At 41.5% G+C, this 26,689-nt stretch carries 27 protein-coding genes; 3 read left to right on the top strand and 24 right to left on the bottom strand.

Features of this window, described 5'->3' with window-relative positions; all coding sequences use genetic code 11:
* Positions 1-34: 34 nt before the first annotated feature.
* The 18 genes from LEP1GSC050_RS01810 to LEP1GSC050_RS01725 all read right to left on the bottom strand — a co-directional run bounded on the left by LEP1GSC050_RS01810 (position 35) and on the right by LEP1GSC050_RS01725 (position 18,212).
* Positions 35-1,846: a glycosyltransferase family protein gene (locus LEP1GSC050_RS01810; RefSeq protein WP_010569360.1), complete on the bottom strand. Its 1,812-nt coding sequence runs from the start codon at positions 1,844-1,846 to the stop codon at positions 35-37.
* Positions 1,843-3,357 carry a capsular polysaccharide export protein, LipB/KpsS family gene (locus LEP1GSC050_RS01805; RefSeq protein WP_010569359.1) on the bottom strand — a complete coding sequence of 505 codons (1,515 nt, stop codon included), beginning with the start codon at positions 3,355-3,357 and terminating at the stop codon, positions 1,843-1,845. Before LEP1GSC050_RS01805 ends, LEP1GSC050_RS01810 begins: the two co-directional genes overlap by 4 nt.
* Positions 3,354-4,811, bottom strand: a complete 1,458-nt coding sequence (locus tag LEP1GSC050_RS01800) for a capsular polysaccharide export protein, LipB/KpsS family (protein ID WP_010569358.1) — start codon at positions 4,809-4,811, stop codon at positions 3,354-3,356. The genes LEP1GSC050_RS01805 and LEP1GSC050_RS01800 overlap by 4 nt, the downstream gene beginning before the upstream one ends.
* Before the next feature lie 6 nt (positions 4,812-4,817).
* Positions 4,818-5,771, bottom strand: a complete 954-nt coding sequence (locus LEP1GSC050_RS01795) for an accessory Sec system protein Asp2 (RefSeq protein WP_010569357.1) — start codon at positions 5,769-5,771, stop codon at positions 4,818-4,820.
* 144 nt (positions 5,772-5,915) lie between these two features.
* Positions 5,916-6,704, bottom strand: a complete 789-nt coding sequence (locus LEP1GSC050_RS01790; protein ID WP_010569356.1) for a hypothetical protein — start codon at positions 6,702-6,704, stop codon at positions 5,916-5,918.
* 18 nt (positions 6,705-6,722) lie between these two features.
* A complete protein-coding gene (locus LEP1GSC050_RS01785; protein ID WP_010569355.1) occupies positions 6,723-7,556 on the bottom strand; it encodes a hypothetical protein in 834 nt (277 codons plus the stop codon).
* Positions 7,553-8,839: an ABC transporter ATP-binding protein gene (locus LEP1GSC050_RS01780; RefSeq protein ID WP_010569354.1), complete on the bottom strand. Its 1,287-nt coding sequence runs from the start codon at positions 8,837-8,839 to the stop codon at positions 7,553-7,555. The genes LEP1GSC050_RS01785 and LEP1GSC050_RS01780 overlap by 4 nt, the downstream gene beginning before the upstream one ends.
* Positions 8,836-9,897: a pseudaminic acid synthase gene (gene pseI / locus LEP1GSC050_RS01775; protein ID WP_010569353.1), complete on the bottom strand. Its 1,062-nt coding sequence runs from the start codon at positions 9,895-9,897 to the stop codon at positions 8,836-8,838. Before pseI ends, LEP1GSC050_RS01780 begins: the two co-directional genes overlap by 4 nt.
* A gap of 14 nt (positions 9,898-9,911) precedes the next feature.
* Positions 9,912-10,403 (bottom strand): GNAT family N-acetyltransferase, encoded by a 492-nt coding sequence (locus LEP1GSC050_RS01770; RefSeq protein WP_010569352.1) that lies wholly within the window; start codon positions 10,401-10,403, stop codon positions 9,912-9,914.
* Positions 10,390-11,295, bottom strand: coding sequence for a glycosyl transferase family 28 (locus LEP1GSC050_RS01765; RefSeq protein WP_232225633.1), 906 nt, complete (start codon positions 11,293-11,295; stop codon positions 10,390-10,392). Before LEP1GSC050_RS01765 ends, LEP1GSC050_RS01770 begins: the two co-directional genes overlap by 14 nt.
* Before the next feature lie 102 nt (positions 11,296-11,397).
* Positions 11,398-12,168 (bottom strand): imidazole glycerol phosphate synthase subunit HisF, encoded by a 771-nt coding sequence (hisF, locus tag LEP1GSC050_RS01760; RefSeq protein WP_020986896.1) that lies wholly within the window; start codon positions 12,166-12,168, stop codon positions 11,398-11,400.
* Between the two features lie 24 nt (positions 12,169-12,192).
* Positions 12,193-12,804 carry an imidazole glycerol phosphate synthase subunit HisH gene (gene hisH / locus LEP1GSC050_RS01755; protein ID WP_010569348.1) on the bottom strand — a complete coding sequence of 204 codons (612 nt, stop codon included), beginning with the start codon at positions 12,802-12,804 and terminating at the stop codon, positions 12,193-12,195.
* A gap of 25 nt (positions 12,805-12,829) precedes the next feature.
* Positions 12,830-13,984, bottom strand: a complete 1,155-nt coding sequence (locus tag LEP1GSC050_RS01750) for an N-acetyl sugar amidotransferase (RefSeq protein ID WP_020986932.1) — start codon at positions 13,982-13,984, stop codon at positions 12,830-12,832.
* A 10-nt stretch (positions 13,985-13,994) separates the two neighbouring features.
* The gene (locus tag LEP1GSC050_RS01745; RefSeq protein WP_010569346.1) at positions 13,995-14,726 is read right to left on the bottom strand and encodes a cytidylyltransferase domain-containing protein; all 732 of its coding nucleotides are present in this window, start codon (positions 14,724-14,726) and stop codon (positions 13,995-13,997) included.
* Entirely contained in the window at positions 14,723-15,880 is a 1,158-nt protein-coding gene (pseC, locus tag LEP1GSC050_RS01740) for a UDP-4-amino-4,6-dideoxy-N-acetyl-beta-L-altrosamine transaminase (protein ID WP_010569345.1), read from the bottom strand. Before pseC ends, LEP1GSC050_RS01745 begins: the two co-directional genes overlap by 4 nt.
* The gene (gene pseB / locus LEP1GSC050_RS01735) at positions 15,877-16,887 is read right to left on the bottom strand and encodes a UDP-N-acetylglucosamine 4,6-dehydratase (inverting) (RefSeq protein WP_010569344.1); all 1,011 of its coding nucleotides are present in this window, start codon (positions 16,885-16,887) and stop codon (positions 15,877-15,879) included. The genes pseC and pseB overlap by 4 nt, the downstream gene beginning before the upstream one ends.
* Before the next feature lie 43 nt (positions 16,888-16,930).
* Positions 16,931-17,815: an ABC transporter permease gene (locus LEP1GSC050_RS01730; RefSeq protein ID WP_010569343.1), complete on the bottom strand. Its 885-nt coding sequence runs from the start codon at positions 17,813-17,815 to the stop codon at positions 16,931-16,933.
* 43 nt (positions 17,816-17,858) lie between these two features.
* Complete coding sequence (locus tag LEP1GSC050_RS01725) at positions 17,859-18,212, bottom strand: MarR family EPS-associated transcriptional regulator (protein WP_010569342.1); 354 nt, start codon at positions 18,210-18,212, stop codon at positions 17,859-17,861.
* Between the two features lie 534 nt (positions 18,213-18,746).
* Between LEP1GSC050_RS01725 and LEP1GSC050_RS01720 the strand changes: the two genes are divergently transcribed.
* From LEP1GSC050_RS01720 to LEP1GSC050_RS01710, 3 genes are all read left to right on the top strand, one after another.
* Complete coding sequence (locus tag LEP1GSC050_RS01720; RefSeq protein WP_010569341.1) at positions 18,747-19,166, top strand: Hsp20/alpha crystallin family protein; 420 nt, start codon at positions 18,747-18,749, stop codon at positions 19,164-19,166.
* Positions 19,167-19,186: 20 nt separating this feature from the next.
* Positions 19,187-19,597, top strand: a complete 411-nt coding sequence (locus LEP1GSC050_RS01715; RefSeq protein WP_010569340.1) for an Hsp20/alpha crystallin family protein — start codon at positions 19,187-19,189, stop codon at positions 19,595-19,597.
* Between the two features lie 113 nt (positions 19,598-19,710).
* Entirely contained in the window at positions 19,711-20,052 is a 342-nt protein-coding gene (locus LEP1GSC050_RS01710) for a DMT family protein (protein ID WP_051184832.1), read from the top strand.
* 74 nt (positions 20,053-20,126) lie between these two features.
* On the opposite strand, the gene LEP1GSC050_RS01705 is transcribed toward LEP1GSC050_RS01710, so the two are convergent.
* From LEP1GSC050_RS01705 to LEP1GSC050_RS01680, 6 genes are all read right to left on the bottom strand, one after another.
* Positions 20,127-20,732, bottom strand: coding sequence for an SCO family protein (locus tag LEP1GSC050_RS01705; protein ID WP_010569338.1), 606 nt, complete (start codon positions 20,730-20,732; stop codon positions 20,127-20,129).
* Positions 20,733-20,785: 53 nt separating this feature from the next.
* A complete protein-coding gene (locus LEP1GSC050_RS01700) occupies positions 20,786-21,811 on the bottom strand; it encodes a multicopper oxidase domain-containing protein (protein WP_010569337.1) in 1,026 nt (341 codons plus the stop codon).
* Between the two features lie 12 nt (positions 21,812-21,823).
* Complete coding sequence (locus tag LEP1GSC050_RS01695) at positions 21,824-22,138, bottom strand: PLDc N-terminal domain-containing protein (RefSeq protein ID WP_010569336.1); 315 nt, start codon at positions 22,136-22,138, stop codon at positions 21,824-21,826.
* A gap of 68 nt (positions 22,139-22,206) precedes the next feature.
* Positions 22,207-24,204 (bottom strand): PLDc N-terminal domain-containing protein, encoded by a 1,998-nt coding sequence (locus LEP1GSC050_RS01690; protein WP_010569335.1) that lies wholly within the window; start codon positions 24,202-24,204, stop codon positions 22,207-22,209.
* A 109-nt stretch (positions 24,205-24,313) separates the two neighbouring features.
* The gene (gene nhaC / locus LEP1GSC050_RS01685) at positions 24,314-25,774 is read right to left on the bottom strand and encodes a Na+/H+ antiporter NhaC (RefSeq protein ID WP_010569334.1); all 1,461 of its coding nucleotides are present in this window, start codon (positions 25,772-25,774) and stop codon (positions 24,314-24,316) included.
* Complete coding sequence (locus LEP1GSC050_RS01680) at positions 25,771-26,676, bottom strand: RluA family pseudouridine synthase (protein ID WP_010569333.1); 906 nt, start codon at positions 26,674-26,676, stop codon at positions 25,771-25,773. The genes nhaC and LEP1GSC050_RS01680 overlap by 4 nt, the downstream gene beginning before the upstream one ends.
* Positions 26,677-26,689 lie beyond the last annotated feature (13 nt).

The following is a 26,689-nucleotide window of genomic DNA, read 5'->3' as shown; positions in this document are numbered from 1 at the left end:
GAAAAATAAAATTAAATAGTAAACCGGAGTAATATTACTTAGATAACCAAGACGACATATTACGATAAAGATTCTTATTCGTGCCAGATTTAGATTTCAATTCGTCCGAAAAAAGGACTTTGAAAATTCGCTCCATTTCTTCCTTTATATATTTCATTTCTTGGGTAGTCGAAAAATTACTCTCCGCCAAAGAAAGTTCGAGCTTACTTTTAAAAGAATTTTTCAACATCAGTTCTAACGGACGACTCTCGACCATATTCTGTTCATAATGTAAATCAAAGAATTCCATCGGAAATGATCTCTTCAATAAGAGTAAGTTCTTTAAACGGGAAGAAAATTTCGACGCAACCAACAACCAAACGGTTTCCAATTTACTTTTCCAAACTTGTAATTTAGAGAAGGAAAAAGAAGCGGATTCCTTGTAATGGAAAAAATTCGAAATTTTAAATGTACCTGCCGTAAATTTCATTTCGTACCAGCGAAATGCCTTAACTATTCTTTCGCCGTTCCAGCCTTGTTTAAGAGCTTCATCAAGCTTTTCAAAATAATTTTTTTCGTTGATACAGGTTATATTTAGATCTTCAGGATATAAAATTAAGTCGGGAGAATACAATAGTACCGGAATTCCTAATAACGTCATCTCTTCACCGACGCTCGACCAAGCATTTAAAAAGACGTCGGTCTCTTTTGCTAAATCGTATAACGATATATTATCTTCCGGCCAATTTATTTTTACGTTTTTAGGGAGATCCTGAAGCAGCTTTTCCAATTCTCTCGCATGTTGCGACTTAACCGAGTCCCTCTTATTCGGAAATTCCCTCGGATGAACTCGAATAATTAAATAATTATCGTACCTAGTCTTGAAATACTCGATCGTTGAGCGAATCCATTCGGCTTGATTGGCAAAGGTAACATTCGTATCCTTAATACTAACTCCGGCGCAAGCCGAAGCGAATCGCTCGTCGTTACTACTCATTGTAGCCGAAACTATTTTGCATCCTTCCGGAATTTTAAATGCCTTTCTGATACTTACGCTTTCACTTAAATTTGAGGAATATACGAGAAAATGGTTTCCGCGAAGCAATTCGAAAAAATGATTTCCAACGTTTAAAACAGCTTCGGGGCTAATTGATTTTTCTCGATAACTGGGCCAATACTTCACTAATTCTTTCCTATACTCGAAAGTATAACCCTTGAAGATGATCATCCGCGAGAGTCGATCGGAAATATTTTCGCCGGCATGGAGAAAATAGAATGGAATGCCTTTCGCCTCGGCCGATTTAGCGAACGAGTGATTAACGACATACAAAGAGTTGTATACAAACAGGACGTCGGGTCGCTCCTCTACTAAAATTCGCTCGGCTGCTATATGCGTATGTAAAGCATTTCGAAAAGCGATTCGGTAAAAATCCTCCTCTTTAGGAGAGAAAGATAAATTTCCTTTTTTGGTCTGTAGAAGGAGTTCATACAGCGAAATCCGACCGAGAGGAATACCCTCTCTAGTGTAATCGAGCAATTCGGAAAAATTTCCCTTCGAAAGCGAACTTATAAATTCCCTTTCCTCAGCAGTAATCTTTTTCCCGATTTCGATTTCGCGAAATTTAAATCTTGTATATAATAGTTTACGGCGCGCATGACAATTATTGCATGCTGAAGACTTGGAATCCATACTCGATTCCTGGTCCATCCCTAATGAACTCATAACCGTACAATATTCGTTGTAAAGTGAATCGCACGTAATATAAACGATTTCATGCCCGAGTTTTTGCAAAGATTCCGCGATCAGAGCTTCGGGAAATGAATGTACCCATATTGCTGAGTGAGGAGCAAAAAAGAGAATCTTCAATAACTTTCGCTCCTACTACTTCCCTCTTCCAGAAGTTTCCGAACTTTCCCTGAAAGAGAACTACTCAAAGCCTCAATATCGCTCTCGTAGCTCACTTTACTTTCTTTGCGATATTCGATATCTATGTTTCCGCGAATAATTGAATCATCGAGTATTTTTAAGAAAACTAATAGATCCGTCTCTGATGCAGCTTCAAAATCCGCTGAAAATAAGCGTTCCATAACTCTACGACAGTCATCGCTGGAATTAATTTTCATGACTCCCGGAGCATATTTAAAAAAAGTATGACCAAATAATAATACAGGTTTATATCTAAAAATAGCCTCCCAACCAACGGTTCCGCTAGCTGTCGCGACTCCAATACAATTCGAAAGTAAATTCTTGGAGCTAAATTCTCGAGAAATAATTCGTACGGATTTAATCTTTGCTATATCTCGATAAAAACCGAACTCGCGCTGGCTCAAATCCTGATTAGGATGCTCCTTCACGTATAGCAGAACGTCATCGGGAATATGGAACGCCAACATTTCAAGCATTAGCCTTTGATCCACGAATCGCCCTGCCATCGGAGATGTAGATAATTCAGGTTGCAAATGCAAGGGAACATAAATATAACGATCATCGCTTCTCGGAATATATTCCAGTTCTCTTAAAGACCGAACGGCATCGTTTTTGTATCTTTCGACTTTGTACGCAATTCTATATCGAGTAACAAACGAATAAATGGAATCTATATTCGGAAAAAGAAATATTCTGAATATTTCAACCGTAAGCCTCGTCAATGAAGAGGCAATTTCTCTTATTTCCGAGAACCATCTTAGCCCTAAGCTGGGCTTTTCCTTTCGCATGTAAAATGGAACGTAATCTTCATTCGAATTTCGCTGTGCAGTTAATTCTAGAAGAATTCTTTCCGACAGCTCAATCGAATAAGATCTCTGCTTCTTCAGTTTTGCATAAAGGGCTTCTCGATCCCGCTCATAGTTAGGAAACGGATCAGTCCAGTCCGACATTAGAAAGGTAATATCTGACTGAAATTGGTAGAAAAAAAACGTAGCGATCCCTTTCTTTTTACAAAGCCAATAAATGATAAAATCGATGATTTCGTGCGGAATATTCAAAGAAAGAAAACAATCAAATTTACGTTCGCTCAAAATGTGATTCCAGTAACGCAAATGCTCATAGTAAATTTTCTTTCGAAGATTGTAGGGCCAGGAGGTCGCCACATTTAAGGACTTTCGGTCCATCATTCGATAAACCTCCACCTCGCAATCCCGCATCGATTCAATTAAAGGCTGATCAAGCGGTGCGATAACGTTCCAGTCGACATCTGAATAACCGAGAGAAATACTGTGCCAATCATGAACTCGATACTCTCCGATGAAATCGTTTTTAATTGAATTCGATTCCGAGTTACCGATGATTTCGCAATATTCTATTTTAAATGCCCGGTTTAAATCCTCGATCATTGGAAGATGATGAGAATTATATAATCCGTAAATAATAAGATTCATGAATGGCGCAAAGTTAATAACTTATCGATGGATTTACAGATGCCGTCGACATTGGACTGCTGATCCGTTTCCCCGTCTAGCATATAATCCGGATCTATATTGCCAAAGAACGCATATTCTTCCAGAGCCTTCAAAAAGGGTTTAATACGGTCGACAGCGACGGGATTGGGAGTATTAAAAAGACGATATATAGCATCATCACAATCTTTAGCAGATCTGATCTTAAAAACTCCGGGTGCATCCTGATAAAAAGTATAACCGAACAAAAGAACAATCTTCCCTTTTAGGAGAGCTTCCCAACCTGCCGTTCCGGTACAAGTCGCAACAGCGGCGCATCCCTGAATCAATTTGAAAGTATCATAATCTCTTGAAATTATTTTTACAGATTTCAATGATACCAAGGTCCGATAGAAAGATTCATCTCGGTATTTTAAATCCTGGTTCGGATGTTCCTTAATATATATATAGCAATTTTCCGGTAAATAAGCGTTTAACATTTCCGCAATAAGAACTTGGTCAATAAAAACGCCTGCCATCGGCGAAGTTGACATTTCCGGCTGCAGATGAAGAGGTAAATATATATATTTCTCGTTCGGGACCGGATCGGAGCAGTGATTTCGATAGAAATTCTCGATGCGCATTATGCGTTTTCGATCGATAATCCGCTGAAAAAGCGAAAGGTAATTCTGTAACTTCCGCTGAAAGTCAAAAAGAAGTCCAATCAGACGCCAAGGCTTCAATAAAATGACCCGGATTACTCTCGTAAGCAACGCGATTTTATTAAATCCACCTTCGTTTAATAAATTCGGGGCAGCATTCATCATGTAGAAAGGTTTCTTATTTTCCGTATTTACCACATAAGTTTGCCACTCCAACTCCATTCTATTCGAAAGATTCAAGTTTTCCCGAGCGCATTGCCATTCGAAAAGTTTAACGATGCCTGGAGTTGGATCTTTCCAATTTTGCATAAAGAAGGAAAGCCCGGGCTGGAATTGATAGAAAAAGATAGTCTGGATTCCCTTCCTTATACATAATGAATATATAATATAGTCGTATACGACGTGAGGAATATTCGATGAAATAAAAAGCCCGATATCATCGGTTTCAATGACATGATTCCAATAACGCAAATGTTTTAAATAAACCGATTTTCTCTTATTATAGGACCATTCCCCCCGAATTTCGTCCCGCTCCATCATTTTAAGAACTACCCCCTCGCAATCGGAAAGCTCTTGTAGGAGATCTTCCCCAACGGGAAGGAGCTCATCCTCCGGGGTGTCATAACTAAATTCATGGGATAATACCGCGCACGCGTAGTATTTAGCCTCGACATCTAATGGAACTTTATTCGTTTCAAAAATTACATGACATTTCGAAGGTTTGAGACGATCAGTTATGTATGATATAACCGGAAAATATTGGGTTTTATGAAATCCGTTTATAATTAAATTCACGAGATTTTAAACTTTTTCCTTTTTCATTTTAGTCATAAAATATGAGCGAACATTTCTCGATACATTTAGTAGATGCAGTTTTTCTAAAATAACTCTTATTACTCTCCTAACGCTCCGATACCTTTCGGATTTTTCCTTATCCGGTAAATATTTAAAAGAAAGATACCTCTTCGGTAAAATTTTCTGATTGTTAAAAATCCGATGGATCACGTCCAAAATTACCGCCTTTGTGCAATAGTCGCTTCCGTGACCCCCGACCAGCCGAAAATCAGAATATTCCGTTCCGCCCAGAGATTTCCAACGAGATACGATAGGCAGAACCTGTTCACTATGAACGCCATAATCATCCTCGCAGGAATGAATAAAAAGGATGGGTAATTTCTTAAATCGATCCCAAGCATCGAGTAAGCGATTCACTTGTCTAGTATAGATATAATTATCTACGGACATCGGATTTCCATCAGGGCAAATAAAAGCAACATGATCGAAGCGACCTTGTTTTTCCGCACAAATATCCAGGTCAATGTGCGGGCTTATCGATATTATGCCTTTGACGTCGAACAATAAACCGAATTTTAGTGCTGCTGTTGCGCCCATCGAGGACCCGACAGTTATAATGTTATTATTAGAAATTTGAAGTTCATCAATTGTGCGTTTTATAATTTTGAGCATCGCCCGCTCGACAAAAAAATCACCGTGTTCTCCAGTATAGTAAGTACCGTTCTTGCTGAAACCGAATTGATCGCAAAGAAAAAGAGCATTGAAATCTTTTTGAAAACCCAACATTTTCAAACGATGGAAGTAGCCCTGATAGTTTTCCTTGTATTCCTTTCGATCACCCCAATCTCCGAAAAATGCCGTAAAATGAATTACCAACTTTTTCACATTTTTACGGGTTTTTAGAATATAATAAAAATCACGACCTTCTTCATCCGTATATTTCGATATCACATGTTCCATCGTGCTTTATTCGCTCCAATTTCGAATGTTAAAAGAATAGCTTTGTCTATAAGGAAGCGGAGGATTTTAAGAGGTAGGACGGTGCGATCCACGTAAAACCATTATACGTCGAAATTAGCACCGCCAATTTCGGATCGGTTTGTTTTAGGTATGCAAAGCAGTATATGTTCCGTCGGGGTAATGGGAAAAGAGGATGGGTTTCTCATTTCCCCTAAGCGTATCAGATGCAATGTAGACGTATTCATTTTCGCCCAACATTTTTCGGTCGAATTTAACATTTCGAACTCCGAACGCCGGAACGGATTCTTCGGAAGAAATTACTTCTTTTCCGTCCATATTCATGACTATAAGATTTAAATCGGCCTTTCTCGGACTTGGATTCATTTGAAAAAGCTCAATGGACGAGATGGAGGAGACCTTTATTAAAAATTGTGAATACCAGAAATTGGACTTCCCCTCCGAAACCGGAACGGGGGCTACCGTTTGAGGGTGAACCATCGCTAAATTACTGTAATCCGCGGAATGATATAGAGTGTAAAAATGCGACGTCAGTCTTCCTAATTTTCGCAAATGAAATTTCTGAACGAATGAAAGTTTTGATTCCTTAATATTAGCGAAAAAAAGTCCCCGATTCGGCAGCTTTTTGGAATAAAATCGCTCAGGAGAAATTTCCATACTTCCGTACTTTGCCAATTTTATATCTTTTGAGAAAACTTTATTTCCGTCTTGATCACTCAAGCTAATTTCATACCAGACTTTGCCGATTCGCGAAGGTAGTAAGAAAGATGGGTAGTTAGTTATCGAAAAACTTGTGCGTCGGGTCTCATCATTTATAAAAATTTGCGTAACCGGCGGACTCAATCGTCCTTTTTGGCTATCCTTAATTTCTAAAAGGGCTCTATAAATCGGTCGTAATAAATCTTTAATAATCACGGTTTAATCTCCATCAAATCAAAAGAGTAAGGCTCTCGATCTCACTTCTTTCATACTTTGGCTTACGAAATAAACCGGGGCCAAAGAATGTTCCAACGCGGCATTTTTTGTCTTTTCGTTAATCGTTATCGTTTCGATCGCAAATAGACTATTACCGCCCCGCGCAGTTAACGTTAATAGAATTGGGGAATCGCTTAATTCAATTAAAGATCCAATTTCTGACTTCACGTTAATATAGAAGGTCGAGTTGTACGGAATTGAAACGGTTTTTCTCAAGAGCAACGCACCTGAACCGTTAAAAAAACTTAATTCCATATTCTGAGGAGATTCGCTTCGATTTTTCGATCCCCTATAATTGGCAAGGACGACGAAAGAATTCAAGTCTTTAGATACATAAATTTTATGGTTGAGAAGAATTATTGGAGGATACTCGTCAACGAAACGAAGCGGCAATTGATCGTAAATGACCGCCGGTAGCGATTTTGTCATTTTATTCGAATAGACTATTTCGTGTTCCTGCTCGAACCATACATTCGGTTCGGTTAATATTTCAGGAATCACGACCATCAATTCTGCTTTTTTTGCGTTCTCGCCGTCCAACGCATCTGTCGGCTTTACGCTTGAAAACGAGTTAAACGGAATATTTCCGTATTTCGGATTGGAGAAAAGGGAATTTCCGTTTATATCGAAAATTTCCAAGCCGTAGCTGATTCCTTTTTTCTTTTCGCCAGCCAAAGGATCGAACGGATTTCTTAGAGTATTTCTTAGTAGTACCTCCACTTCGAAGTCCAAACTTCGACAGCAAGCAGCGAGAAACAAACCCTTAGACAAAATCGCAGTCTCTATACTCATGATGTGTGCTCCCACTTATAATTGATTATGATGGGACCTGAGACTTTCGCAGTCTGTCTTGCCAAAGGACCATTATACTTCAATTTTTTTAAATCACCTTCGACCGTAAAGCTCCCGACATCTAGCGCACCTAATAATGGAGCTTCATAATCAACCCCTCGAACCGCCAAAAAAACAGAATACATTTGGCCAGGCATTAACGGCATTTCCTTAAACGTGCATCTAAGAACTCCTGTCCCTTTTTTGATATTAGGTCTCCGACCATCGTAGAGCATACTGCCCATAAAAAGCGCTCCCGAAATACCGGTCACGCCGACGGTAAAGGTGATCGTTCCCATATCTTTAAGCGCTTCATAAGTGATTTCAACACAAAGATCGCTTAACATAGAAAAGATATTTTTCACTCTATCGTTTTTATCTAAAAACCTGACTCTTTTTATAATTAAATTACCGTCCAAACTACGGATCTTAGATTGGATCTGTGAATCCGCAAGAGAATCCAGATAATTATTAACTACCTTCTGAGTATCTCCGAACTCTACCAACCTACCTGTTCTTAAGTGGGCGACCTTGTTGCATAATGCGAGTATGGAATTTAAATTATGACTTACGAATAAAATCGTTCTTCCTTGGCCGCCGACTTCAGAAATCTTTTGCATGCATTTCTTTTGGAACTTGGTATCGCCGACCGCTAATACCTCGTCTAAGATCAAAATTTCGGACTGCAAATGTGCCGCGACGGAAAAGGCCAGCCTAACATACATTCCGCTTGAATATCGCTTTACTGGAGTATCGATAAACTGCTCTATTTCGGCAAAGTCGATAATTTCCTCCATTTTCGATCGGATTTCTTTTTTAGACATTCCTAAAATAGCACCGTTCAAATATATGTTTTCCCTACCTGAAAGTTCCGGATGGAAACCAGTTCCTACTTCCAGCAGGCTGGCAATTCTACCGCGAACTTTAATAATGCCGGTTGTTGGCGCCGTTACTCGTGAGAATAATTTTAAAAGAGTGGATTTACCGGCTCCGTTACGACCGATGATTCCGATGCGGTCGCCGGCATTAATCTCGAGATTGATATCCTTCAACGCCCAAAATAAGGGATTTTTATCTTCCGAATCCTCGATTCGATAATCATGGTCTTCGCGAATTACTTCGTTAGGATCATCTTTCTTCCTTACTTTAGCCCACCAACTTTGAAAATCCTTCTGGAACGACCCGGTCCCGAACGTACCTAGTCGATACTTTTTAGAAATAGATTCCGCCTTTATTACAATCATTGAAAGTTCCTAATCATGCCGAATTGTAGAGGAGTTCCCGCTCTAAAATCCTCCAAAGCCGTTTTACCTAAAATTCGTTCAAAATATTTCGGATGCATTCCAAAGCCTGGCCGAATGGACCTCACATTCTCGCGAGTAAATTGATCGCCCTTCTTAATATCTTTTACTATAAATAGAGAACGAGAGAATTCCCGGCTCGTTATGACCTTTTCCGATAAGTCGTAATTTATTGAACCGATGGCCTTTTCCACGTTGCGGATAGCGTCTACCATTGTTCTAAACTCGCCCGGTTCCATGGAAAAAGAAGAATCGGGGCCTCCTATTTTTCGGTCCAAGATAAAATGTTTTTCGACGACTTTCGCCCCCAGGGCAACTGCCGCGACCGGCACTGCCCAGCCTTCAGTATGGTCTGAAAGTCCTGCGACTACGCCGAAAGTTTCAGATAAATTCGGAATCGTTTTAAGATTTATTTCCTCGTAAGGGGCCGGATAAGAAGAGGTACATTTTAAAATAATAATGCGATCGTTTCCTGCCTCGCGACAAGTTTGAATCGCTAAATTAATATCATCTATATAAGCTATACCTGTGGAAATGATAATAGGCTTTCCCTTACTCGCAACGTATTTGATCAGAGGGATATCCGTAATTTCAAACGAAGCGATCTTATAAGCTGGGACGGACATTTTCTCCAGAAAATCTACGGAACTTTCATCGAAAGGAGAAGAGAATATTTCTAAGCCTATCGACTTTGCGATTTCTTGTAATTTCGGCTGCCAGTCCCAAGGAGTAAACGCTTCGGAATATAAGTCATACAGAGTTTTTCCGTCCCAAATTGTCCCTTTTTGAATTTTGAACCATTCGTTATCGGATTTCAGTGTAATTGTATCCGGTGTGTATGTTTGCAATTTTATGCAGTCCGCGCCCGATTCCTTCATCGCGTGCAACGTTTCGACCGCTAAATTGAAATCCTGATTATGATTTGCCGAAAGTTCGGCGATAATGAAACAAGGATCATCTTTACCGCCGACAGATTTATTACCTATCTTTATAGATTCCACAAATAGGATCCTTTTTATATTACTTTTTTCATTAGTATATATTGTTTATCATTAAGCTCAAAATCGGAATCGTAAACGAATGCCGCTTTAGAAAAAGACTTTAGCGAAGGAATGTTGTCTTTACTAATCTGAGCAAGAATTGTCCTTTTTTTCGCATTTTCGGATATGTACATCTGACTGGCCGCCTTTAAAATTTCGGCTGCCAAAGATCGCCCTCTCGCCTTCTCAGATAAACTAATACTAATTATGGCCTCTTCCTGGCTTGTTGCTTGAAATCGAACCTGACCCAGAAATTCGCCAGCGGCATTCGTGATTATAAGAAATAAATTTTCCGGACTGGCCTTGATTTTTGAATTATACCATTGCACGTGAACATCCCAGGGGATCGCAGCCGAGTTAAGACTATTTTCCCGAACTTCTCGACTATTAGAAAGATCGTAAACTTCCTTAATATAGTCGATATTAGCTTTTATTAAAACAAAATTCTGCAATTTAGTTCGATGCAACGATGGTTCTTACCACGTTGATCGCTCCACTCGGATCAACAGAGTCACTGACAATTTTCGAAAGGGATTTTCGAACCTCTATAGGTAGCGTACTCTTAAAAATTTCCGCAAGATTATCGCTAAAATTCGAGTCAAGTCCGTTTAATACTGGTATGCCTTCCGCTTTCCAACCCTGGGCATTCAATTTTTGATTATCTGCAGTTAAAATCGCAATCATTGGACGGCCGGTAGCAGCAATTTCATAGGTAGTGTGACCGCATGCGGTCAAGCATAAGTCTGATCTTTCAATTAATGTCTTCATATCGGAAATTGATAATGCTCTGTTAAACCTGATCCTTTCGTTATTCAAGGGAAAGAATTCGAAGGATGTATTACCAGGACCGATAATTACTTCAAATACGATGCTTGGAAAGTTTTTAACAAGAGTTTCCAAAGCGACTTTTGTCAAATTCGCATTGTCCGCTCCGCCAAAAGTAATTAATACCGTTTCGACTTTCTCCCTTATCTCCGAACTTTTCTTTGATAGAAGTTGCCAATAGTCCCTTGCAAGAAGGGCGTATTTCGGTCCGAGCAAATAGGATTTTCTACCGGACTGGTTTTCGTACATTTCAAGATTTGAACCGATTGAATAATTTATAATTATGCCGTTCGGATAATCCAGACGGTTAAAGTCATCAATGTACGCAAACTTTATAGAATTTACAGAATTTGAGACGATTTCCCTTAAGACTTCTATTCCGACTTGGTAGCTATCGAAGAATACCAAATTAGAGTTATTAATGTAAGCGATGGATTCGGTTGGTTGATCCTTCCAGTCGAAATTCTTCGTATTTAATCCATTCATGTATATGGAAGCATTAGCGTCATAGTTAGCTAGAATAAAGCAATCCATGCCTAACGATTCCGCGGCTTGATACAAAGATTTTATTCGTGATAAATGACCATAACCTGTTTGTGAAGTACCTTCGGTCAGGAATGTCGCCCGCATCTAATCTTAATGAACCCGGAACTTACGAACCGGAATTCCATTCGCCTCTAAGAATTTCTTCGCTTCCAAGGGAGTTTGCTGCGTAAAATGAAAAATACTGGCGGCGGCGACCGCGGATGCATGCCCTTCCTTAATTGCCCCAAGCATATGTCCGTAATTACCGGCGCCGCCGGAAGCAATCACAGGGATTTTTACGGCGTCGGCGATCTTTCGGAGCATTGTTAAATCATAGCCCGTCATCGTACCGTCTCGATCCACGGAAGTTACGAGCAATTCTCCGACCCCAAGCCTTTCTAAAGTTAGAGCCCATTCGACCGGGTCCTTATCCACCTTAACCTTTCCCGAATGTGAGTAGCATACATATTTTCCGGGCTCCGTTTCTCCGAAATCGATGCTACCAACTATGCATTGTGATCCGAATTTTTCGGACGCTTCCGTTATAAGTTCCGGAAAATCGAACGCGGCTGAATTTATACAAACCTTGTCGGCTCCGGCTAATAAGACTTTACGAATGTCGGTTATTTTTTTTATTCCACCACCGACCGTTAACGGAACAAAGCACTCCTCGGAAAACTCTGCAACCGATTCATAGTCTAATTCTCTGGATTCGCTAGTAGCAGTTATATCGACGACAATGAGCTCATCGACTTCTCGCATATTATAAACTTTAATAGCAGGTAATATAGTGTCGACTCGACGCCAACTATCGAATTTTACTCCTTTGACAATACCTACGTTTTTAAGTAGCAAAGTTGGGATAATTCTAGTCTTTAACATATTTTAACTTCGAAATTCCAAATTTTAATTAATATCGAGGAAGTTACGAATAATCCTAAATCCCAACTGACTACTTTTCTCCGGATGAAATTGAACTCCCATTACGTTGTCCTTTCGAACGACAGACACAAAGCCTTGGCCATAAGGGGTAATTCCGACAATTACACTTTCGGATGAGGGTTCAAAATGATAGCTATGTACAAAATAAAAATCGGAGTTATCAGGAATGTTTGTAAAAAGAGAATCCTCTTTTTTATAATTAACTTCGTTCCAGCCGACGTGAGGGATACGTACACCGGCCGCTTCATCCAGTTTTTTAACCTCGCCGGATATCAAGCCCAAACCATCGCTCTTCCTTACTTCGTAACCGGTATCGGCCAAAAGCTGCATCCCTAAACATATACCTAGTAGAGGAATGCCGTCCGCAACGATATGTTCAATCGCCTGATCGAACTTCCTTTCTCTCAAATTATTAATTCCGTCTGGAAAAGCCCCGACTCCCGGTAAAACGATATGCGTTGCTTTCTTCAAATCTAACGGGTTATCTGAAATTTCCGCAGATGCCCCGCATTCTTGAAAGGCCCTCAAGACGGATGAGAGGTTTCCCATTCCATAATCAATTATTATGACGTTCATCTTTTCAATCGACCTAGTTTATCCGTTAATCCAGGTTATCATAGTTAACCTTCGTAAGGTTCATTTCCTTATCTTTAATCAGGTTTCCTCTAGAATCTTTTAAAAATAGTTTTTTATTTGTAAACTTATCGGCGACCCTTACGAACTCATCCACAGTCATACCGAGCGGCTTTAATATCTCGGAAAGCGGCCTATCTAAATAGGTTGAAGGGAACTTGCCGTCGTGCTTCGATACTAGATAAATTCCATCCTCTCTCGTCAATCGGCCTCTTCGAATATGTAAAGAAGCGTGATCGCTAGCTCTTCCAAAACCGAACTTAATGAATTTAAAAAATTCATGGATAGCCGTCTGATAATTATCCAAATTTTCGTAATTTACGATCGAACCTTCAGTAACCTTGTACCAAGTTTGAAATCCATGAGCCTGAGCTAAAAGTGAATTCGAATAGCCGTCCCAGGGAAGATAATAGCCTAAAAATAAACCCGTTACACCGACCTTCTTCAGGTCTTCGTCCGTTGGATATGTGTACGGTATCAAATCTTTCTGCGCTATACCGTCGATCCCTACCAAATCCGAGACTCTGAGACCAAGAAGACCACCGAATTCCTCTAACCATCTACGATCCAAGACATTTCTGTCTGAGTCGGCTGCTGGTCCTCCGTACTCGTTCTGAGAATTCTCTCCCCAGATAATTAACGGAATATTATATTGAACCGCTACTCGGACAGGAATCGTAAAAATACTTACATGCTCCGGCCACGAAATGTCGCCAACCTTCGTCAAACCTATATAATTTAATTTAGCTCTGACTCTCGGATTAGGAGAAAACTCCAAGTAATCGACCCCTAACTGCTTAATATTTTCTATATTTTTTCTTCCGATTTCGGTAAGATCGCAAGTGGAAGCCGTAACACAAAGCGGATTCATTCCTAGTTGCAACAAGCGAACGACCTGAAAGGTGCTGTCCTTTCCCCCGCTTACCGGAACTATGCAATCCCAATTGGATGAATCCTTAGAGCGGTATTTATTCAAAAGTACCATAAGTTCTTCTTTACGAAGATCCCAATTTACGACCTTGCGATTTTCGTAGCTTCGGCAAGCGTTACATACGCCTTCCTCGTCAAGAAAGAGGTTCGGCTTCGTATCGGGCATTACGCATCTTCTACAATACTTGATCATTTATTATCCTTTATACTTTTTTCTGAATAACATGTTCGTTGATCTTCAAATGCTCAGGGAACTCGTTAAGAAAGTTAATAATTTCATCAATTCCAAACTCGTGATTCTTTGGGTAAAGAGCTTCGATGATGACTTTAATCAACTGAAAGTCTTCAGGAGTATCGACGGTTAATCTTAAATTACTATTATCAATGGAACTTACTATGCTCCTTAACCTAAACTTGTCAGGATTAGCATAAATGTAAGCCGTAACATGCTCTCTATAGTTAGATTCGCGCGCTTCGAGATGAGCTCTAGTTAAAGCTTCATATGAGAAAATTTCCGTGTCCATTCCGCGAGGATAGCTTCTTTCCAGGCAGTTAGAAGCATAGTCAATTGACTTTTTGGACTCTAAGTAAGATACGATTACCTTACTCACGATCACAGGGTCGATAACTGGACAATCCGAAGTCACCCTAATAATATCATTCAAACCGAAATGAGTAGCCGCTTCGTAATAACGAGAAAGAACATCGTTTTCCGATCCTCTATAATAAGGAATATCCAGTTTTTTACACAGCTCAACTACCGGCAGATCAGTCTCGTTAATCGTCGTCGCGATTACGATTCCGTCGGCTTCTTTTACTCTTCGCAAACGCTCTATTTGATATTCGAGCAAAGGTTTATTTAATACTTCTTTTAGAATCTTCCCCGGAAGCCGAGTGGAAGTCATTCTAGCCTGGATTATGAATGCAGTTTTCATTTTTGCAGCAAACTTCGAATCGTATTTACTACGTATAATTGTTGTTCGTGAGTTAGGTCATAGTAAATCGGAAGACTAACAACAGACTCATAATACTCTTCCGCCTCCGGAAAGTCCCCTAATTTAAAACCTAATTTTTGATAGTAAGGCTGAAGATGAACGGGAATATAATGAACTTGAACGCCGATTCCCGATTTACGCAACTCATCAAAAAATTGTTTTCGACCGATTTTTGCATCCTTCGATAATCTAATCGGATAAAGGTGCAGAGCTGAATTAACTTTCGGATTACGATAAGGGATTATCACCGGTAATCCACTCAATAGCTTATCGTAATTTTCTGCAATGTTTCGTCTTTTTTCGATAAATCTTTCGAGTCTTGCGAATTGACTAATGCCCAACGCAGCCTGTATATCGGTCATCCTATAGTTAAAACCCAGCTCAAGCTGCTGATAATACCAACCGCCCTCCGACTCGGAAACCATAAGGTCAGGATCACGACTAATTCCATGCGATCGCAATAGCGCCAATTTTTCATGTAAATGTTTTGAATTAGTCGTAAGCATTCCACCCTCTCCGGTCGTAATTATTTTGACCGGATGAAAACTAAACACGGCTATATCAGAATATTTGCAATTTCCGATAGACTTCCCCAGATATTTTCCACCGATCGCATGGGAAGCATCCTCAATAATTTTAAATCCGTACTGTTTACTAAGCTCCGAAATCTCTTCCATGTCGCAAGACTGACCTGCAAAATGCACCGGAATCACGACTTTTGGTAATCTATTCTTATTTTTCGCTTCGATAAGTTTTAATCGAAGCTTATCAACGTCCATATTGTACGTCTTAGGATCGATATCGACGAATCCAATTTTAGCTCCGCAGTACAGGGCGCAATTTGCAGAGGCTACAAAGGTATTTGGGGAAGTCCACACTTCGTCGCCCGCCCCAACCTCAAGGGCTAAACAAGCTATATGAAGGGCGGCGGTTGCATTGGAAACCGCTAACGCATATTGCGAGCCGCAGTATTCAGATACTGTTTTTTCAAACTGATCGATAGTCGGTCCTTGTGTGATGAAATCGGACTTTAAAATCTGAATTACCGAATCAATATCGGCTTGCGTTATATTTTGTCTACCGTACGGAATCATACGTGAAATGCCGGATCTACATGCTCTACGATCAACTTTCTAATCTGCTCAACGGTAAGCCAATCTGCATTCAAACCGCTACTATAACGAAAATCTTTGGTACAATATTCTCCGTTAAATTTCTTTTTAAATTCATTAATACTCCAGAGTTCCACCGAAGGAAGAATAACGAAATAATCTTTGAATTCTATGGTACTCATTCCGTCCGTTTCCGTTATCATTTCTTCATGAAGTTTTTCGCCCGGCCGAATTCCGACTACTTTCTGTTCACAATTCGGACCGATCGCCTCGGCTACTACTTTGATGTTATAACTTGGAATCTTCGGCACAAAAATCTCACCGCCCCACATATTCTCTAGGGCGTAAAGAACCAAATCGACGCCTTCCTCTAGAGTAATATTAAACCGAGTCATTCTTTCATCGGTTATGGGCAGGACTCCTTCAGATCTTTTTTTCAAAAAGAACGGTATCACACTTCCCCTGCTCCCCATCACGTTACCGTAACGAACAACCGAAAATCGAATATCATGCTTTCCTTTATAGTTATTTGCAGCTACGAATAACTTGTCCGAACAAAGCTTAGTAGCTCCGTAAAGATTGATAGGTGCTGCAGCTTTATCCGTACTTAATGCGACAACTTGTTTCACTCCCGAATCCATCGCCGCATCGATGACGTTTTGAGAACCCAAAATATTAGTTTTTATTGCCTCAAAAGGATTATATTCGGCAGCCGGAACTTGTTTAAGAGCCGCAGCGTGCACCACGACATTTATACCTTCCATCGCGCGCATCAACCGATCCTTATCGCGAATATCGCCGATAAAATATCGCATCTGCGGATATTTTGACTCCGGGATCTCTTGTTGCATTTCAAACTGCTTCAACTCGTCGCGGGAAAACACAACAAGCCTTTTCAAATTCGGATATTTAGTTAGGACAGTTTGTATAAATTTTTTCCCGAAAGAGCCAGTCCCTCCAGTCACCAAAATAGATAAGTTATTCAACATTTATATTACCCTTACATTATATATCGAACAGATGTCACAAAAATCAAACAGTATCAACGAAATCCCTTTCTGCCCGTGAAAAGATCAAAATACCTATAAAAAAAACCAAAGCAGTAATAATCCAGCTTTGCGCCCATGCATAAAGATCCAAATGTCCGTGCCCCAAAAAGGAAAACCGAAAATTTTCAATCAAATTAGCCATCGGGTTCAAATTATACAAAAACTTAAATCGTTCGGGAACAAGCGATAAAGGATAGACAACCGGGGTTGCATACATCCATAGCTGAACGCCGAAAGCCACAAGAAGCGAAAGATCTCTATACTTGGTGGTCATGGAAGAGACCATGACTCCAAACCCTAAACCTAAAATGGCAATTTGGAGTATAAAAAATGGAAGTAAAATGACAGACCATTGCATCTCAAGCGTTGCACCTTTAAGAATAAAGTAGGAATAAAATGCGAGGAAGGTAGCGAACTGAATCGCAAATTTAATAAGGCTACTGATTACTATGGAAAACGGGACTGCTAGCCTAGGAAAGTAAACTTTGCTAAAAATCCCGGCATTTGCCACAAACGTATTCGAAGTGGCAATGAGGCAATCGGCGAAATAACTCCAAAGCACGGTGCCGGATAAGTAAAAAATAAAATGAGGCACTCCGTCCGTTGAAACGTTCGCAATTTTACCGAAGATTATTGTATAAATCACGGTGGAGGCCAGAGGTTGTATTATATACCAAAGAGGCCCCAAGATGGTCTGTTTATAAAGGGAAATGAAATCCCTTTTAACGAATAAAAATATTAGGTCCTTATAATTCCAAAGATCAACTAAATGTAAAGAAAACCACCCTTCTTTAGGCCGAATGACCAAATCCCATTTTTGATCAATTGCCTCCTCCTTTCCGAATTTTTGTATAATGTTACTTATCATCGATTTCCCTAAAATACTTCATTGTCAATTTGAGGTCACAAAATTAATGTCCGTCGGACATCTGCGCGTCATCCTTGATTATCCCGTCTTCCCGAATTCCCAATTTTTCCAATTCTTCTCTTAACTCTTCATATTCTCTTTTCTTAATAGAATAATATGTCAGAGTTAGCTTAATTTTCTCTTCTAGTCCAGCCGGAGTAAGAATATAAGCGTAAGCCAACTTATTCTTACTGTTCTTAAAGTTTTTTGCCTTGATCCAACCTTTCTCTAGTAGGGCTTTAAGACAGTAATTGGTCTTACCTAAACTAATCCCGAGCGTATTAGCCAAATCTCTTTGGTTAAAGTCCGGACGATCTTCGATCAGTTTTAAAATTTTATGCCTGAGTTCGTCGGTCATTGAATTTATAAAAACGGGGATTTTTCCCTTAAATGAAATATAGGGAAAAGGGAATGAAGAATGAGGATTCCGCAGAATGAACTCCCTGGACGTAGCTTCGCCCCTTGGGTCCCATTCCGATTAAATCGAGTCCAGTAAATTGCGTAAAAGACAAGTGTCAAGAATTTTGTTCAAGAATTGAACGAACAAAAGAGGCCTAAATGTCAGGAATTCGATCAAAATCAATCCTTTAATACTTTTTATCTTGCGCAAAGGCACCTTGTAGGAGCTCCCACAGACTCTTCGCATGAAAAAAGATTGCCAACGGAAAGATTTTATGAAATAGCAAGCAGGTACCACCGCTTCGCTCCGGCCCCCGCCCAGGAAGGGTGGGGCCTCCTTAAATCCCCCCCCCCCCCAAAAAAAAACGCAACGCCGCACTCGTAAATAGCACTATCCGCTATGGCCTGCTAAATTTTAGAAAAAAAAAGTTGAACCTTTTTCAAAAATTGGCACTCTATATTAATGAGTGCCAATGCACAGGAGAATTTAGAAATGAGACATCAAGTCGACCTTTTCCACCAGATGCGCAGAATGCAAAACCGAATTCATAACCTATTTGATCCCGTATGGGAGAGTGGTCGCGCATTTCCCGCATTAAACGTTTATTCAAACGAAGATCGAATCACCGTTACTGCCGAAGTTCCGGGCTTGAGTCCCGAAGATCTAGAAATTACCGTGGCTCATAATTTACTTACGATCCACGGAGAAATCAAAGATCCGGCTCAAGAATCAGGAGCTAAACTTCGTAGATTGGAACGATCTCGCGGAAAATTCAAGCGGACTCTCGAATTGCCGGTTGCCGTCGATTCGGAGAAAGTACAAGCCACTGTCAAGGATGGAGTTCTTACGCTAACTCTTCCGGTCCAAGAGAGTGAAAAACCTAGAAAGATCAAAATCGAAACGCAGGCCTAAAAACAGGAGGAAAAATTAAAATGAGCGTTGAAGAACTTACAAAAACTCAAGAAACTACAACCGATAAAAACAAATCGGATAACGCCAAGAACGAAACGACTCGTAAGCCGGTATACACGCCCGCAACCGACGTTTATTCGGACGAAGAAAAATATCTCCTCGTACTGGATCTGCCAGGCGTAAAGGAAAGCGATCTCGAGATTAGCTTAGAAAAAGATGAGCTCAAGATAATTGGTAAAACATCCTATATTGAGACCGATGGCGATTTGCGGTATTCGGAATATAAAACGGGAGATTATCGTAGAAGCTTTGCGATTTCGGAACCATTAGATGAGGAGAAAATCTCCGCAGTACTTTCCAACGGAATTTTGAAAGTCACCCTTCCTCGTCGGAAGCCGTCGACTAAAAAAATTGAAGTTAGAACAAACTAGACAGAACTTCTCGACCTGAATCGAACGGGCCACGCTCTGTTCAAACCGATTTGCCCGGAGTAAACTCCGGGATTTTTTTTGCCGTTTCCGGTCGACTCAAATTCTATGGGCTAATGAAGACATTATTTCTTCTTTCCCTTTCCAACCTTTTCATGACCTTCGCATGGTACGGTCATTTAAAATTCTTTAACGAATTACCGCTTTGGAAAACGATCTTGATATCCTGGGGAATCGCGCTATTCGAATATATCCTTATGGTACCCGCCAATAGAATCGGCTTCTCTGAGGAAGGATTCAGCGGCTTCCAACTAAAGATATTGCAGGAAATTATCACGATAACTATCTTTATTGGCTTCGCAAGTTTGATTTTAAAAGAAAAGATGAAGTGGAATCATGCAGTTAGCTTCTTTCTAATTCTATTAGCGGTGGTATTTGCATTCTACGATAAAAAATAGCGGTTTTATTAACCGCCTAAAATCCGTTATTTCTGAATAAAGGTCCGCATTTGCAAGCGAGCTGACATTAGACGCTAAACTTTATCCATCCAGGCTAAAATTGCCTTTGTTAGGTCTGCCGGATTCGTTCCGGTTGGGAATGCAGCCAAAATATTTCCCTTTTTATCGACCAAATAGATTAACAAAGTATGATCGACTCCATATCCTGCTTCTTTAGACGGAAGAATTACTTTTTTTGAAACTACTCCGAATCCTGACTGTAATGAATCAATATTCTTTTTTGAACTTGTCAGAGCCACCAGCGAATTTCCCGGAAAGGTCGAAACATACTTTTTTAAAACTTCCGGAGAATCTCTTTCCGGATCGACCGAGATGAAAACCGGCCTCACTCTACCGGACGAATCTTTTAATCCCCTTAGTGCCGAGCCGATCTCTTCGATAGCCAGCGGACACATATCCGGACAATGCGAGAATCCGAAATAAACTACGAATATATCCCCTTTTAATCCGGAAAGAGAGGTTTCTTTTCCTTCGGTATCCTTGAGAAAAATAGTTTTCCACTCGGCAATCGGCGAATCCGATGCAAAACTCTGCTTTCTATTAAAAAATCGAGGAGCCAATCCGATCGTGACTCCGGCAAAAACGACGATAAAACCGATGATGATCTTTTTTAAATTCATAAATTCTAATATATCTCTACGTTAATAACTCGAAAAACCGATTACGGAAAGATTCATACTGCTACGATCCAGCCCATTGCTCCCCGATCCGCCATATAAGTCTGGTGAGGATGGAACATGTATCTTCCCCGTTTTGTTAAGGTAAATTCCACAATCACTCTTTCAGTCTGTCCGAGGGTAACAACGTCAGTATGCTCGTCCGGTGTAAGTTTCGTTCCCGTTCTAAAAACATCAAACGTCTGAGAATGGAGATGAAAGGAAGCGATCGGATCGAACTCGGTCATATTCGCAATGTACAATCGAACCTTTTTGCCGACCGGGACCTTGATCGGAAAGCGATCATAAAATCCTGCCATGCCGTTCCAAGAATAAATATCATTCCTTCCAGTTTCATTCAAATCCCACCCGGAAAGAATCAGCATGTATTCTAGTGCAGGCGGTCGACCTCCCGGCGGATCCACGATAAACCCACCGTACAATCCCTTGGACATATGACTCGCCAACGGAGGAACATGACAATGATACGGATGAAATCCTACAGGTCCGGCCTGGATTTTATAAAGCCGGTCTCCTCCCGGAACTACCGGTTCCCAACCGTCTTCTTGAGGATCATGAGTTCCATGAAAATGAATGGAATGCGGATGGGCAGATTGATTGCGAAAAAGAATTTCCATTCTCTGTCCTTCCCGAGCCCTAAGCACTTTTCCCGGAACGACACCGTCGAATGTCCAAGCATTTACGATCGTATTATGTGCGACCGTCAACGGAGTTTCGATAATATTGATCTCCGTTTTAAAGGACTTACCTGAGGGAGCCTCCGGTAACGATTTATGTAATTCCATTCGATCCAGAAAACCGGAATCGGTAAACATGGGAGGATGAACCATACTACCATAGGAGTTACCTCCGATAGCTCCCGGAAGCCGGACGGAGGCTGCGCTAGAATTGATGGAGGTGGGATTCGTTTTACAGAAGGCAGGGTCGTCTTTTTTTCCGGAGCCTATTCTTGCAAACCCTGTTCCTGCAGCCAGACCGGCCCCTCCGAGTCCTAGCCAGCGCAGGAATTCTTTACGATCCATTCTTGACCTCTATTAAAATTTTGCCAACGAGGAGACAAGGATCACTAAAATCAGCAGCCCTCCTCCCCCGTAAACCAGAGACTTCTTGGCCCAATCCGGTATTTTAGATCCGCCGAAGATATGATATGCCCCGGCGCCCAAAAGCGGAATTACTACGATTGCAGCTGTCCATAAACTTCCTTGTTTAGGAGTGACATCCTCCCTTCTGGCTAAATCGACGAGAGCCAAGGAAGCCCATAACGCGAAAAGTATGTAGGGAAGATAATAACCGTAAAAATTAAATAGAAGCGTAAAAAACCCGGGTTCAAAAATTTCATTTGTATTCATAAAAATCTCCTAATGTAGCAAAATATAAAATCGTTAGATATCGAAAAAGGGGTCGTCGTTTTCCTAGATCACCCGCCAACGCTGCCGACTACGATTCCCGCCAAAATTATCAAGAAACCCAGGCTAAAGCCGAAACCTGTTCCCAACAAAGTGTGTCTCAGCCATTTGGGAATTTCGCTCTTTCCGAATAAAAGATAGGAGGCGCCTCCGAGATACGGTACAAAAGCGATAAAGGCGAGCCATCCGAATCGATTCGGCCTTCCGGGATGCAAGTAAATTAAATCCGCAACGCTCAAGCTGGTTAAACAAACGTACAATAGCATCGGAAGAATATAACCGAACCAACGGAAAAGTAACGCTTGAAAATCCAGAGGCCTCGGTAAAGACAAACTTCCTAGAACGTTTCCGAATTTAGGTTTCCGTTCGGCGAGTATTTTCTTGGACTCTTCTGGAAGAACGACCTTCTTCAAATCCAATCCGAAATCTTCGTACGGATGAATCGCAGGTTTTACCGGCGCTCCGACTCCACCGGGAATATTTGTCTGGAGAGGCGGGACCGGTTGGCTTTTCCAATCCCCGCTTTTGAAACGTCCTAGTGTAGCGTCCACCATAAGGGAAAGAATATTATAAGTCGGTAATAATTCTCCCCCGGCCGGGATCCGAATTCCACCGTCACAAGAGGAGATTTTTTCCAACAAAGGAGGAATGGAAGTTTGAAATTTATTTTTGGAAAAACAATTGCCTATGCTTATAGGTCCGTTCAGGCTCAAGTCTCCCAATCCCGAAGAATGAATCACGTTTTCTTCCACGATATTTGAATGGGATAGCCAGAAATTCTCGTCCAGATTGGGTAGAATTGCTACTCCGAAATTATCGTGCCCGATAATTATGTTACTCTTAATTACGTTCCTTAGTCCTCCGGCTATCAGGACGCCTGTTCCGTACGAAGGATATTCCAAAGCCTTATACGGAGCGCTAAGATTATTATTATCGTAAATTAAATTGTTTAGAATCGTAGTTTCCCGCTCCGGAGGGAGTAACTCCCGATCGAGAGAATTAGGTGCGAGCCCTACAATATTATTTCTCCAGATGGAACTTATTATGTATAAATCTCCTCCCGCATTCGTACCGGAATATCCCAACGCACTGTTCTCCGAAATTAAGTCATATAAAATCGCACGACAAGGATAACATTGTCCAACGTAAATTCCGGAATCTGGAGATCCGGAAGCATACGAATGCTCTAGTACTCCGTTACTAGAATCGAACGCATAGATTCCATAGTCTCCGTTATTGTACGCTGTTAAATAAGAACCCCGATAACCTTTGACTCCTGTCCAAAAAAAGCCGTTTAGAGTGGCGTTTCTGGCAGTCATATTTTCAATTGCAACGCCGTTTGCTCCTACTACGATCACTCCGTTCCCGCGTTGGAATTGTCCGTCTAAGATAACCTTATTCCGGTCCGTTCCGCGTAGAGTAATCGAAGGCGTAGTTACGACTACCTCTTCGTAGTACACTCCTTCGCTTATCAATACGAGATCACCCGGAGACGAGGCATCGACTGCGTTTTGAATCGTAGGATAAACTTGTGGAACTTTGCGAGTCACACCCGAAAAAGTTTCGACGGACTTCCAGGATTTTCCCGCCTTAGCCGCCGGATTGAACGGAATATTACCGACTACTATATCCCCCACCATTCCCTGCTTTCCGTCGGGAGAAGCGTGAAAGGAACAAAAATAAGGAAACACTCCCTCTTTAGGAAACGTAACCTTTACCTTTGCCCCCCTGGGCATCGCCAAATTACCGTATGACTTTTCTGTTGACCAGGATCGATCCACGCTGATCGCATTGTGAGGATTGGCTCCGGTATTCACAAACTCGATCACCCCGCCGATCGGGATCCTTTGCATTGGCGGCGAGAAGGCATTATCCACCATCACTATGTGTGCGAAACCTTCCGTCCCCCCGTCCTTGCTACAGGAAGAAATAAATCCTCCTAGTAGAATCCCAAAGACTAATAGTCCTAGCCAGGGAAGCAGCCTGACGTGTTTCTTGTGAATCGACATCGGAACTCCTCTTATTTATGAGCTTTTACTCATCTTCTGCAATGATTGCATCGAAACCTTGATGATACAATCACTTTTTAAAAAGTTTATTTTCAATCAATCGTTATCATTAAGAACTTGAGCTAGTTTCATTAGCAGGAATTTTTCCCGCCCAACCCAAACGCCACCAACCAGTTACTAAGGAAAGAAGCGGTGAAAGTAAATTCAAAAACGCGTAGGGAAGATATACGAGAGTAGGCACTCCCAAAGCAGCAGCCATAAAAGAGCCGCAAGAATTCCAGGGAACTAAAGCGGAAGTCATCGTTCCTGAGTCTTCCAATACTCGCGATAGGTTTCTAGGATCGATCCCTCTCCTCAGATAGGCCTCATGGAACATTTTTCCGGGCACAACGATCGCTAAATATTGGTCTGCACAAAGTAAATTGACGCCGATGCAGGTAAATACCGTACTCGAAAAAAGTGAGCCATTCGTTTTTACCCTTTTTAAAATGAAATCGGCTATCGTTTTAGTCATTCCCCCGCCCTCCATTGTTCCGGCGTAAAACATAGCCGATAAAATCAACCATACAGTGGAGAGCATGGAAGACATTCCTCCTCGGGACAATAAATCGTCGACGACCGATTGTCCCGTTTTTACCTTCGTTCCTTCCGAAGCAGCTAATAGAAGTTTTTGAAATGCGGTGGATATCGCGGTTCTCCAATCCCCCTGATGTCCGTATAGATCGGCTTGAGTAAAGAGAGCCAAAACTGCGCCGGAAAGGATTCCTATAAACAAAGCCGGCACCGCGGAGACTCTAAGGTAAATCATGAAAAACGTCAAGAAAGGCGGAATGAGAAGATACCAACCGATTGCCCATCCCGAGCGTAATGCGCTTACTACGGGCTGAACGGCGACGGAAGTTTCGCCCGTTCCGAGACTAAGCCCGAGTCCGAGTGCGGTAAACGCAACTAAACAGAATAAAAAAAGCGGAACCGTTGTCCTGGACATATTACGAATATGTGATATTAAGGGAACCCCGGTGATGGAGGACGCCAGATTCGTAGTTTCGGAAAAAGGGGAAAGTTTGTCTCCGAAGTATGCGCCCGAAACGATGGCGCCGGCTACCATTCCTAAGGGAATTCCTAGCGCGGCCCCGACTCCGACCAAAGCAACGCCGACAGTGCCGGCCGTCGACCAGGAACTTCCTGTCGCTAAGGAAACGACCGAAGAAAGTACTAACGCCGACGGCAAAAAGACCGAAGGGCGGAGTAGCTCCAAACCCCAAACGATTAATCCCGGAACGATACCGGATCGAATCCATATCCCGATTAAGGCTCCGATTAATAATAGAATTAGAATCGGCTGAAGAACGTTTCGCATAGAATCTAATACGGTTTCTTCAAGTCGTTCCCAGGGAATTCCTCGTAGTCTGGAAATTCCGGCAGAGAGTGCCGCCGCGCTAAACAAAAGAATCTGTGCAGGCCCTTCCGCAATGCCGCGGCCGAAAACGAATCCTGCCCCCGTTAAGGTCAAAACCAAAAAAGCAAAAGGAATTAAAGAGATTACGAGTCCGGGTCCCTCTCGATTCATGCACGCATATCCTCGGGGATAGGAGAGAAAATATTTATCCGCTTTTTAAAATAAGGATGCGGAAACTTTAAGGATATTGCATGCAAAGCCTGTCTCTCTCTCCCGAGTCGATCGATCAAATTCGGTTGCTTACCCTCTATAAAATCCAAAAATACCGTTTCGTCAACTCCGTAGAGCTTATCTCCGATTAACGGAAATCCGAGAGAATAGAGAGTCGCTCGAATTTGATGGTTTCTACCCGTTTTTGGAAAGCAAAGAATTCGGGAAAAACGCTTTCCATCTAAAAAACCTCCGCCTACCAATCGAAAGTCCGTGCTACTAGTCTCCCAATCTGCCGTTGGTATCTGCGGAACCCTAGAATCGGTCGAATAATAGAATGCCCTTTTTTTTCGAATTTTAGATTCGGCATCCGGACCTAGCCAGCCGGAGGCGGTAAGCCGTTTCGGAAAATTCCCCCAAACCAGACTAGTGTATATTTTATGCACCTTCCGAGTCGAAAAGAAAGAAGCTAAACGGGAAGCGGTTTCCGCATCTTTACCGAATAGAACGATTCCGGACGTTTCACGATCCAGACGATTTACCAAGTAGGGTCGTCCGAATCTTCCATCCGATTCCAGGATATCCACAAGATTATTCTTTCGATACCGTCCCGCAGCATGAACCGGCAGATCTCCGGATTTATTAACGGCAAAAAAACGTTCTTCATCGTAGAGGAGAGAAAAGCGAGTATCCACGCTAGGTTCGGGAAAATCGGATGGAAGATATTCGACTTCTTCTCCTTCCCTTAAGATATGCGATGCCTTACAGGGTTTCCCATCCAGAAGTATGTTTCCGTCGGACAAATGCTTTTTCCAACTAGAACGGGAAAGATATGTAAATCGTTTTGCAAGGAAGAGATCCAATCGTTCACCTGCC

This window comes from Leptospira broomii serovar Hurstbridge str. 5399 (assembly GCF_000243715.2).
GTDB classification, from domain to species: Bacteria; Spirochaetota; Leptospiria; order Leptospirales; family Leptospiraceae; genus Leptospira_B; species Leptospira_B broomii.
The sequence above is the reverse complement of the archived record's forward strand: the minus strand, read 5'-3'. Positions and strand labels throughout refer to the sequence as shown.